Source organism: Cellulomonas shaoxiangyii (assembly GCF_004798685.1).
In the GTDB taxonomy this organism is placed as follows: domain Bacteria; phylum Actinomycetota; class Actinomycetes; order Actinomycetales; family Cellulomonadaceae; genus Cellulomonas; species Cellulomonas shaoxiangyii.
This window is the reverse complement of record NZ_CP039291.1, coordinates 2735647-2746198: the sequence shown is the minus strand read 5'-3', so window position 1 is coordinate 2746198 and position 10552 is coordinate 2735647. Positions and strand designations below refer to the sequence as shown.

General features: G+C 79.2%; 8 protein-coding genes. 6 read left to right on the top strand and 2 right to left on the bottom strand.

All coding sequences use genetic code 11. The features are described from left to right. The first annotated feature begins 8 nt into the window (after positions 1–8). From E5225_RS12440 to E5225_RS12415, 6 genes are read left to right on the top strand one after another with little or no spacing between them, the layout of a single operon-like run. Positions 9–974 carry an AAA family ATPase gene (locus E5225_RS12440; RefSeq protein WP_135975158.1) on the top strand — a complete coding sequence of 322 codons (966 nt, stop codon included), beginning with the start codon at positions 9–11 and terminating at the stop codon, positions 972–974. Between the two features lies 1 nt (position 975). After that, positions 976–2358, top strand: a complete 1383-nt coding sequence (locus E5225_RS12435; protein WP_135975157.1) for a DUF58 domain-containing protein — start codon at positions 976–978, stop codon at positions 2356–2358. After that, positions 2355–4916 carry a cytochrome d ubiquinol oxidase subunit II gene (locus E5225_RS12430; protein ID WP_136225442.1) on the top strand — a complete coding sequence of 854 codons (2562 nt, stop codon included), beginning with the start codon at positions 2355–2357 and terminating at the stop codon, positions 4914–4916. The genes E5225_RS12435 and E5225_RS12430 overlap by 4 nt, the downstream gene beginning before the upstream one ends. After that, positions 4913–6184 (top strand): FHA domain-containing protein, encoded by a 1272-nt coding sequence (locus E5225_RS17565; RefSeq protein WP_167306020.1) that lies wholly within the window; start codon positions 4913–4915, stop codon positions 6182–6184. Before E5225_RS12430 ends, E5225_RS17565 begins: the two co-directional genes overlap by 4 nt. Further along, the gene (locus E5225_RS12420) at positions 6181–7002 is read left to right on the top strand and encodes a PP2C family protein-serine/threonine phosphatase (RefSeq protein ID WP_136225440.1); all 822 of its coding nucleotides are present in this window, start codon (positions 6181–6183) and stop codon (positions 7000–7002) included. Before E5225_RS17565 ends, E5225_RS12420 begins: the two co-directional genes overlap by 4 nt. Further along, a complete protein-coding gene (locus E5225_RS12415) occupies positions 6999–7754 on the top strand; it encodes a hypothetical protein (protein WP_136225438.1) in 756 nt (251 codons plus the stop codon). Before E5225_RS12420 ends, E5225_RS12415 begins: the two co-directional genes overlap by 4 nt. Before the next feature lie 42 nt (positions 7755–7796). On the opposite strand, the gene E5225_RS12410 is transcribed toward E5225_RS12415, so the two are convergent. Together E5225_RS12410 and eccB are read right to left on the bottom strand one after the other, a co-directional pair. Then, positions 7797–9170: a S8 family serine peptidase gene (locus E5225_RS12410; protein ID WP_135975235.1), complete on the bottom strand. Its 1374-nt coding sequence runs from the start codon at positions 9168–9170 to the stop codon at positions 7797–7799. Continuing rightward, positions 9167–10549, bottom strand: coding sequence for a type VII secretion protein EccB (gene eccB, locus E5225_RS12405; protein WP_135975233.1), 1383 nt, complete (start codon positions 10547–10549; stop codon positions 9167–9169). The genes E5225_RS12410 and eccB overlap by 4 nt, the downstream gene beginning before the upstream one ends. Positions 10550–10552: the final 3 nt, after the last annotated feature.

Genomic DNA, 10552 nt, shown 5'->3' with positions numbered 1-10552 from the left:
GCCCCCCCATGCCCCTGACGCCCGAGCAGACGACCTGGTTCGCGAACTCCTTCCGCGCCCTGGTCGACAACGTCGAGCACGCCGTCCTCGGCAAGCGCCACGTGGTCGAGCTGGTGCTCGCCGCCGCCGTCAGCGGCGGCCACGTGCTGCTCGAGGACTTCCCCGGCACGGGCAAGACCGCCCTGGCCCGCGCGGTGTCGCAGACGATCCGCGGGACCTCGACGCGCATCCAGTTCACCCCCGACCTGCTGCCCGGCGACGTCACGGGCATCACGGTGTTCGACCAGAAGGCCGGCGAGTTCGAGTTCCACGCCGGCCCGGTGTTCGCCAACGTCGTGCTCGCCGACGAGATCAACCGCGCGAGCCCGAAGACGCAGGCGGCGCTCCTCGAGGTCATGGAGGAGGGCAACGTGACGGTCGACGGCGTCACGCGGTCGGTCGGCCTGCCGTTCGTCGTCCTCGCGACGCAGAACCCGGTGGAGACGGCCGGCACCTACCGCCTGCCCGAGGCGCAGCTGGACCGCTTCATGATCAAGACGTCGCTGGGCTACCCCGACGACGCGTCGACCATGCGGATCCTGCAGGGCTCGGCGCACCCGCGGCGCGACGTGCAGGGCATCGCCGACGCCTCGGCGCTCGTGCAGATGGGCGAGCTGGCCGGGCAGGTGTACGTCAACCCGATCGTGCACGACTACGTGCTGCGGCTCGTCAACGCGACGCGGCACGCGGCCGAGGTGCGCCTCGGGGTCAGCGTCCGCGGGGCGATCGCGCTGTCCCGGATGGTCACCGCGTGGGCGGCCGTCCACGGCCGCGACTTCGTCACGCCGGACGACGTGCGCACGCTCGCCGAGCCGGTGCTGGCCCACCGCCTGATGCTCGAGCCGGAGGCCGAGTTCGACGGCGTCACGGCCAGCGCCGTCATGGGCCAGATCCTGCTCGACGTCCCGGCACCGGCGGAGAACGGCACGGCCTGACGTGGCTCCGCAGGACTCCCCGCACGAGCGGCGCACGCTCGAGAGCACCGGCACCTGGGCCGCGACCCGCACGCGCGGGGTGACGATCACCCGCGTCGTCGAGACGCGGCGCGGCCCCTGGGCGACCGCGTGGTTCGTGCTGCGCCGCGCCGCCGAGCGGGTGCGCCGGGCCCTCGCGCGCACGTGGGGCGCCGTCACGCGCACGCTGACGCCGGCCGGCTGGACGGTGCTCGGCGCCGTCCTGCTCGGCCTCGTGCTCGGGCCGCTCGCGGGGTGGACCGCCGGTTGGGTGCTCGCCGTCGGGGGTGCCGTCCTGCTCGCGCTGTCGGCGCCGTTCCTGCTCGGCGGGCACGACTACGACGTCGACCTCGTGCTCGACAAGGACCGCGCGGTCGCGGGCCGGGAGGTCACGGGCTCCGTGCGGCTGGTCAACACCGGCGGGCGGCCCGCGCTGCCCGTGCTGGTCGACGTGCCCGTCGGCGAGGGCCTCGTCGAGGTGCAGGTGCCGCTCCTCGGCCCGGGCCGCGCGCACGACGAGCCGCTGCACGTCGCCGCCTACCGCCGTGGCGTCATCGACGTCGGGCCCCTCACGCTCACCCGCTCGGACCCGGTCGGCCTGCTGCGCCGTGAGCAGCGCTGGCCGGTCATGCGCACGATCCACGTGCACCCCGTGACGACCGTGGTGCCGTCGACGAGCGCGGGCGTGGTGCGCGACCTCGAGGGCATGCCGTCGGCGCAGATCGTCGCGTCCGACCTCGCGTTCCACGCGATCCGCGAGTACCAGCCCGGCGACTCGCGCCGCAACGTGCACTGGAAGTCGACGGCGAAGGTCGGCCGGCTCATGGTCCGCGAGTTCGAGGAGACCCGGCGCTCGCGGCTCGCGCTGCTGCTGGGGCTCGCCACCGACGACTTCGCCGACGAGGAGGAGCTCGAGCTCGCGGTGAGCGTGTTCGCGTCGCTCGGCGTGCAGGCGCTGCGCGACGGCCAGGACGCGTACGTCGCCACGAGCGAGGAGGCCCCCCGGGTCACGCGCGGCGCGGTCGTGTCCCTCCGCACGCTGCCCACGGCCACGCCGCGGGCGCTGCTCGACGCGACCTGCACGCTCGCGGCGGGTGAGCGCGCGACGCCGCTGGAGGACGTCGCGTCCCTCGCGGCGGGGACGTGCCCGGAGATGTCGGTCGCGTTCCTCGTCGTCGGCTCGGTCCCGGGCGCCGACCGGCTGCGCGCGGCCGCGCACGCGCTGCCGGCCGGCACCACCGTCATCGCGCTGCGCTGCGAGCGCGACGCGGACCCGTCCGCGCGGACGCTGCGCGAGGTGACGGTCGTGACCATCGGCGCGCTGGGCGACCTCGGCCCGCTGATCCACCGGACGGCCCGCGCATGAGCGCCCTCCTCGACGCCCCCGTGCGCGAGCGCCCCGCCGCGCCCGCGCCCGCCGCGGCGCGCCGTCCCGGGCGGCCCCCGGCCGCCGGCCGGGGGAGCGGGCGCGCCGACCGGCTGCTCGGCGTCCTGTGGCTGGTCGGCGCGGTCGCGATCGCCGTCGTCCTCGCATGGCCCGTGTGGGGGACGTGGCGGCTGGCCGTCGTCGCGGCGGCGGGGACTCTCGTCGGGGCCGGCGTCGTGCTGCTGGGCCGCGCGCGCCGGTGGAGCGTGCTGCGCCGCGTGCTCGTCGTGGCGGCGGGGTTCGTCGTCGTGTCCGTGCCCGTCGCGGTGCCGTGGCGCGCCGACGTGCGCGGCCTGCCGGTCGGTGTGGTCGAGGCGCTCGCCGGGGTCGTCGTGGGCTGGAAGCAGCTGCTGACGCTCGAGCTCCCCGTCGAGGAGTACCAGGCCGTCCTCGTGCCGTTCCTCGTCGCGGTCGTCGTGACGACCGCCGTCGCCGCGCCGCTGGCCGTGCGCCGCGACGCCCGGGCGGTCCTCGCCGTCCCCGTCCTGGCCGTGCTCGCGCTGCTCGGCCCCGCGTTCGGCCCGGTCGCGCCGGAGCCCGCGCTCGACCTCGGCCCCGTCCGCGTGCCCGACGCGCGGACCACCCTCGGCCTGGTGGGCCTCGTCGTGTGGTCCGTCCTGTGGGCCGTGCTGCGCGCGGCCCTCGCCCGGCGGCAGGCCGTGCGGGTCGGCAGCGGCGCCCAGGCGCGCCGCCGCCGGCGGGGCGTGGCCACGACCGCCGGCCGGGTCGTCGCCGGGCTCGTGCTCGTCGGCCTCGCGGCCGGGGCGGCCGCGTGGGCCGCGCCGGGCACGCCCGGCTGGGCGCAGCGGCACGTGCTGCGCGAGGACGTCGAGCCGGTCCTCGCCGTGCAGCGCCAGCCCAGCCCCCTGACGTCGTACCGCGCGTCGTTCCGCACCGACGCGTACGACACCGAGCTGTTCCGCGTCGACGTCGACGGCACGGGCGTGGACCGCCTGCGCACGGCCGTCCTCGACGCGTACGACGGCGCGTCGTTCCGCGTCGGCACCGACGGTGCGTCCGGCCGGTTCCTGCGCCTGCCGCGCTCGTCCACCGCGGGCGCGACCGCGCAGGTCGAGGTCGTCGTGGGCGACGCGTGGTCCGGCATCTGGGTGCCGGTGCCGTCGGGCGTCGTGGCGGCGCCCCGGTTCGCCGGGCTGCGCGCCGACGCGCTCGCGGCGGCCTTCTACCTCGGTCCCGACGACGGCTCCGCGGTGACGGTGGCCGACGGCGGGCCCGCCGGGCGCGGGCTCGCCCCGGGCGACTCCTACCGGGTGGCCGCCGCCCCGACGGCCCGCGCGGACGCCGACGTGCTCGCGGCGCCCGGCCAGGTCGACACCGAGGCGCTCGCCGAGCAGCACCCGCAGCTCGCTGCCTGGGTCGACGCCCAGCAGGTCGCCCGCGACGCCGACGGCCTCGTGACCCTCGTCGACCGCCTGCGCGCACGCAGCTACCTGAGCCACGCCGTCGCGGACGACGCCGCTGCCGACGCGTGGATCTCCGCGCTGCAGGCGCAGGCTCCCTACGTGTTCCAGACCAGCTACGCCGGGCACTCCCGGGCCCGCGTCGAGGAGGTCTTCACCGAGCTCATCGAGCAGGAGGAGGCGCTCGGGGCCGGCGCCGACGACGCCGCCCTCGTGGCCGCGGTGGCGGACGCCGAGCAGCTCGCCGCGGCGGCGGCGCTCGTCGCGCGCTACCTGGGGTACGAGTCCCGCGTCGTCATGGGCGTGCGCCTCGACGACGTCCCGGGCGCGACCGTGCCCGCGTGCACCGAGGTCTGCACGGGCGCGCACCTCGCCGCCTGGGTGGAGGTCCGCAGCGCCGGCGGCGACTGGGTCACCTTCGACGTCGACCCGCAGGTGGCGCACTCGCCCGTGCGCGTCGAGCAGGGTACGCAGGCGCCGCAGAACCCGACCACGGTGGAGCCGCCCGAGCTGCCCGTCGTCGACCCGCCCGTGCTCAGCCGGGACGGGTCCGGCACCGACGAGAGCGACGGCGACGACGAGGCGCGCTTCGGCGACAGCCCCTGGCTCGCCGTCCTGCGCACGGTCGGCCTCGTCGCCGGCGGGCTCGCCCTGCTGGTGGCGCCCCTGCTCGTGCTTCCCGTCGCGAAGGCCGTCCGGCGCCGCCGGCGCCGGCGCGCCGCCGTGCCCGAGGTCGCGGTCGTCGGCGCGTGGGCCGAGCTCGTCGACCGCTCGACCGACCTCGGGCGTCCCCTCGCCGGGCCCACCCGGGCCGCCGCCGCGGCCGCGTCCGGGCGCCCCGGAGCCGTGGAGCTCGCGAGGATCGTGGACCGTGCCGTGTTCGCGGCCGTGCCGCCCGGCCCCGACGACGCCGCCGCCGCGTGGGCGGCGACCGACGCCGAGGTGGCGGCCCTCGCGCAGGAGCACCCGCCGTGGCGGCGCGTCGGCGCCGCGCTGAGCGGTGCGTCGCTCGGCCGGGCCCTCGCCCCCGGACGTCACCGGACCGGCGCGCAGGCGCCCGACGCGGAGGAGGAGTGAGCGTGCCGCTCGCGTCGCTCGTGCTGATGCTGCCGACCGCCACCCCGGCCGAGGAGGCGGCGGCCGCCGAGGCCGCCCGCGCGACCCTCGTCGTGCTCGGCGGCGTCGGCCTGCTCGTCGCCCTCGCGTGCTGGGTCTGGTACAGCGCGGCCCTCGCGGCGCTGTTCCGGCGCCTCGGCGCACCGACGTGGAAGGCGTGGACGCCCGTCGTGCAGGAGGCCGAGCTGTACGAGCGCGGCGGCGTGCCGGGCTGGTCCGTCGTGTACCTCTTCGTGCCCGTCGTGCAGCTGTGGGGCGTCGCGCTGCGCGGCGTCGCGGCGCACCGGATCGGGCGCGACCTCGGCCGCGGTGCGGGCAGCACCGTGCTCGCGGTCCTGCTGCCGCCCGTGTGGGCGAGCGTGGTGGGCTGGGCGCGGGCACCGCGGGACGCCACCGCGCCGGAGGCGTCCCCCGCGGGCACGCCCGGCGGAGTGCGGGGCGACACGCTCGGGGACGGAGCGGGGCACACCGGGCCCGCGCCGGGCACCCGAGCGGCGGCGGCCGACGCGACGGCTGCGCGGCCGCCCGCGCCGCTGCCGCCCGCCACTGCGCCGCCCGCCGCCGCGCGGCCCGCCCCCGCGCCCACGGCGCCTGCGCAGCCCGCACCCGCGGCGCCCGCGGTCGCGCAGCCGGCACCCGCGGTGCCCGCGCAGCCCGCACTCGCGGCGCCCGGCGCGCTCCCGCTGCCGCCGCAGCACCCGGCGCCCGCGGCCACCGTGCCGGCGACGCCGCCCCGCGCGGGCGTCGACGCGGCTCTCCCCGTGCCGGACCCGCTCGCCACGGTCGCGGAGCCGCCGGCGGCGGACGTCCCGACGACGCTCGGCGCGCCGCGGCTCCCCGCGACGGACGACGCCGAGGCCGACGCCGAGCGCACCGTGGTCCGCCCACGTGCCGTCCGCTGGCGCCTGCGCCTCGACGACGGGCGCGTCGTGCCGCTCGAGCGGCCCCTCGTGGTGATCGGTCGTCGTCCGCCCGAGACGGACGGCACGACGCAGGTCGTCGCGCTGCCGGACACGACCCGCACGCTGTCGAAGACCCACGCGCGCCTCGAGCTGCGCGACGGCACGTGGTGGGTCACCGACCTCGGCTCGACCAACGGCGTCGTCGTCGCGGACGCGGACGGCGCGCAGCGCCTGCTCCCGCGCGGGGAGCCGGCGCGGGTCCCCGCACGCGTGCGGCTCGGCGACGTCGGCATGGTGCTGGAGCAGCGCACGGGGCGGGCCCGGTGACCGGCCGCCACGAGGTCGGCGGCGTCGTGCTCGTCACGGCGGCCGCGACGGAGACCGGGCGGCTCGCCGCGGGCAACGCGGACGCGTGCCGGGTCGCCCCACCGGTGTTCGTCGTCGCCGACGGCACCGGCGCCGACGCCACGGGTGCCGCCGCCAGCGCGGCCGTCGTCGCGGCCTTCACCGCCGAGGTCCCCGCCGGCGCACCGGCGACGCTCGACCAGGTCCGCCGCGCGCTCGAGCGCGCGCACGTCGAGGTCGGGGCGCTGGCCCGCGACACCGGCGGGCGCACCGGCAGCACGGTCACCGGTGCGGTGCTCACCCTGCACGAGGGGCGGCCGCACTGGCTCGTCCTCAACGTCGGCGACTCACGCGTGTACCGGCTGCTGCGCGGGGAGCTGCACCTGCTGACGGTCGACCACACGCAGGCACCCGACGAGGCCCGGTCCGAGCGGCCGGGCGCGCGCCGCCCGGGCGGACGAGCCGCGCTCACGCGGGCCGTCGGGGCGCCCGACGCCACCGCCGACTCGTGGCTCCTGCCGGTCGTCGACGGGGAGCGGCTGCTGCTGTGCTCGGCCGGTCTCGCGCGCAACCTCGCCGACGAGACCGTCCAGGCGGTCCTCGCGCTGAGCGGGGCCCCCGCCACGGCCGCGTCGGCGCTCGTCGGCCACGCCGCCCGGGCCGGTACCGGGGAGGACGTGACCGTCGTGGTCGTCGACGTCCTGTCGGGCGGGCGGTCGCCGGGCCTCGACGACACCTCGCGGGGGACCGGCACCCGCACCGACACCGTGGACGACGACACCCGGGTGGTCCGCCGATGAGCCTGTTCCGCCGCACGCGGCGCACGACGCCCGCACCCGACCAGCAGGCCGGGGGGCCGCCGTCGACCGCCCCGGAGGGCCCGCCGCCGACGCCCGCGCCGTCCCCGGCCGCCACCGTCGAGGACGAGCCGCTCGACGACCGCACCGTCGTGCGGCCCGCCGCGGCGCCCACCGCACCGGACGGCCCGCCGGCGGCCGAGCGCACGGTCGTGCGCGGCGCCGTCACCGGGGCCGGCGCGGGGACCGGGGCCGGCGACGGCCTCGACGACCGCACCGTGGTGCGCGCGACGCCCGCGTCGCCGGCACCCGCGGGGGACGGCGCCCCCGACGACCGGACGGTGGTGCGCCGCGCCGCCGCGCCCGCCGAGCCGCTCGACGACCGCACCTCCGTCCGAGCGCCGCGCCCCGGCGGCGACCGGCCGGACGACCTGCCCGACGAGCGCACCGTGGTGCGCGCGCCCCGCACGGACGCGTCGCCGGCGCCGCAGCCGTCGGCGTCGCGCGCGTGGGCGGCACCGGCCGACGCCCCCACGCCTCAGCGCGAGCGCTACCGGCCCCGTCCGGTGCCGCCGCCGCCGGCCGACGCCGCACCCCTCGAGGGCACCGCGGCGCTGCGCGGGGAGGCGGCCGCGATGCGGTCGGTCGACCTGGCCGCCCGCTCGTGGGCGCGCGGCGCCGTCGCCGCGGTGGTGGTGGTGTCCGTCGCGTGCGTCGGCGGCCTCGTGCTGGTGGTCCGCACCCTGCTCGGCTGAGCACCGGCGCGCGGGGCGGCCGGTGACCGCCCGGTGGGGCGGTCAGCGCGCTGCGTCGTCGGCGTCCTCGTCGCGCGCCGCGTCGCCCGGCTCGCCCACCGGGTCGACGGCCGGAGCGTGCCGGCGCGTGCGGAGCACCGCGACGGCACCGAGCACGCCCACGGCGCTGAGCGCCAGCACGGTGACGACCGTCCCCATGCCACGCACGGGCCCCCACGGGTCCTGCGAGCGGTGCACCCGGGGCGCGGCGACCTCCGGGCGCAGCGGCGCGGGGGCGGCACCCGTGACGGGGTCCGCCGGGCCGCGGATCGACCCGTCGGGCACGAGCACGATCGCCTCGTACGGCTGGACGACGCCCCACCCGATCGCGTCGTCCCGGTGGTCCGGGTCCGGGCGCACGGCGGTGGCCTCGAGCCGGTGCGCCCACTGCGCGGGCGTCTCGTCCGGGTGCGCCGCCGCCACCAGCGCGGCGGCGCCGGCCGCGTAGCCGGTCGCGAAGCTCGCGCGCGGCTCCTGCTGCGCGTACATGCAGTCCCCGGCGGCGACGGCGCTCGTGAGCACCTGCTGCCCGGGCGCCGCGACGCGCACGTGCGGCCCGTGGTGGGTGGCGAGCGAGGGGCTGCCCGCGGCGTCGACGGCGGTAACGCCGAGCGCACCGGGCGCGGCGGCGGGGTAGCGCGTGCCCTCCTCGGTGCTCGCGTTCCCCCCGGACGCGACGACGAGCGCGCCCCGCCCCGCGGCGTAGGCGACGGCCTCGGCCAGCGCGGGCGTGTCGTCGGGGCTGGACATCGCGACGGCGACCACCTGGGCCCCGGCGTCGGCGGCGGCGCGGATGCCGTCCGCCAGCCGCGTCGCGTCGGGTCCGACGCCGGCCTCGCGCGCCTTCTGGTCGTCGGACGCGAACACGCGCACGGAGAACAGCCGCGCCTCGGGCGCGAGCCCCACGACGCCCGAGCCGGGGTGCTCGCGGGCGGCGATCGTGCCGGCCACGGCCGTGCCGTGCCCGTGCAGGTCGGCGTAGCCGTTGGCACCGAGCCCGTCGCCGACCAGGTCGACACCGCCCGTCAGCGCGTCCGTCAGGTGCGCGTTCGCCGCGTCGACCCCGGAGTCCACGACGGCGACGAGCACGCCCGCGCCGCGCGTGACGGTCCAGGCCAGCCGTGCCTGCAGCATGTCGAGCGCGGGCGGCGTCTGGGGCGTCCACTGCACGTTGCCGGGCTCGCAGCCCGTGGCGGCGGCCGCCGTGCGGGGACCGGCCGCGAGGGGGCCGGCCGTGACCGGACCGGCCGTGACCGGACCGGCCGTGACGGCGCCGGTGGTGACGGGCGTCCCGGCGGCGGCGGCCGCGGGGACCACCGCGAGCAGCCCCGCCGCGGCGGCGGTGGCGAGCGTGGCGGCGACGGGGACGCGCCTCACCCCGTGCCCGCCTCCGCGGTCGCCCCGGCGTCAGCGACCGTGACCCCGCGCGTCGCGACCTCGGTCGAGAGGACGGGGCCGGTGGGCAGGAGGGCGATCCAGGCGTCCGTGACCCCGCCGACGTCCTCGGTCGCGTACCCCAGGCGCGTGAGGGTGTCGGCGCCGCCGACGACGGGGAAGGCCGTGCCGGTCGCGTCGACCAGGTAGAGGCCGCCGCTGGACTGCGCGCCGCGCCCACCGGCGCGGACCAGGGCGCCGGCGCCGTGGTCGACGCGCTGCCCGACGGTCCGGACCGCGGCGTCGTCCGACGCGACACCGAGCACGGTGCCCGGCTCGCCGTCGGCGTCGGTCGCGAGCGCGCACGGTGCGTCCGCGTCGGGGACGGGCGCGATCTCGCGGGTGGGCCAGTCGGCCGCGCCCGCGGGGGTGGGAGACGTCTTCAGGGCGGCGATGGCGGCGGACGGGACGTCGAGCGCCTCCCCGAGCTGTGCGCCGGTGCCGAGCAGGTAGAGCTGGTAGGCGAGGGGGCTGAGCGGGGCGAGCGAGCCGTCCTCCCGCACGAGGAAGCGCGTCGTGGCGGGGGAGCCCTGCGGGTGCACGACCTGCCCGACGCGCAGCTCGGTGCCCTCCACGGTTCCGCCCGCGTCGCGCACGACGATGGCGGACAGCTCCGTGCCCGGGGTGAACAGGCGCAGCCACGCCGCCGTCACGTCGCGCACGTCGGCGTCGCCGAGCCCGACGGCACGCAGCACCGCGTCCGTGCCGTCCGCGTCGACCGGGAAGGACGTGCCGCCGACGAGCACGGCGGTGCCGGCCTCGGTCCGCACGACGGCGGCCCCGTCGGTCGCCACCGCGGGCGCCGTGGCGGACAGCGTCGTGGCGACCCCGGCGACCCCGGCGGCCCCCTCCGTGCCCTCGAGGACGAGGCACGCGGCCCAGCCCGTCCCGAGCAGCCGGTCGGTCGGCGGCAGCTGGTCGGGCGCGCCGACGATGCCGACGGGCTGGCCGAGCGGGGCGTCGGCGAGGCGCCCCGCGCTCGTCGTCACGACGTCGAACTCACCGGCCGGGACGATCAGCCGTGCCGACGTGGTGTTCGCGACGGGGTGCAGGGTGCCGCCGACGCTGACGTACCGGGCGCCCGTGTCCTCGGCCACCACGAGCCGGTTGTTGTCCCACCCCGCGGGCAGGCCGGGCCGCAGGAAGCCGTAGAAGAGCCCGCCCACGACGACGAGCGCCGTGAGGGCCAGCCCCGCGACGACGCCGCGCATGGGCTTGGTCGGCTCGAGCTCCTTGCCGCCGGGCGCGCCGGACGTGAAGGCGGTGAGCAGGCGGCGACGGCTGAACGTCTGCGCCTCGATGAGGTCCTTCTTGCTGGCCACGGG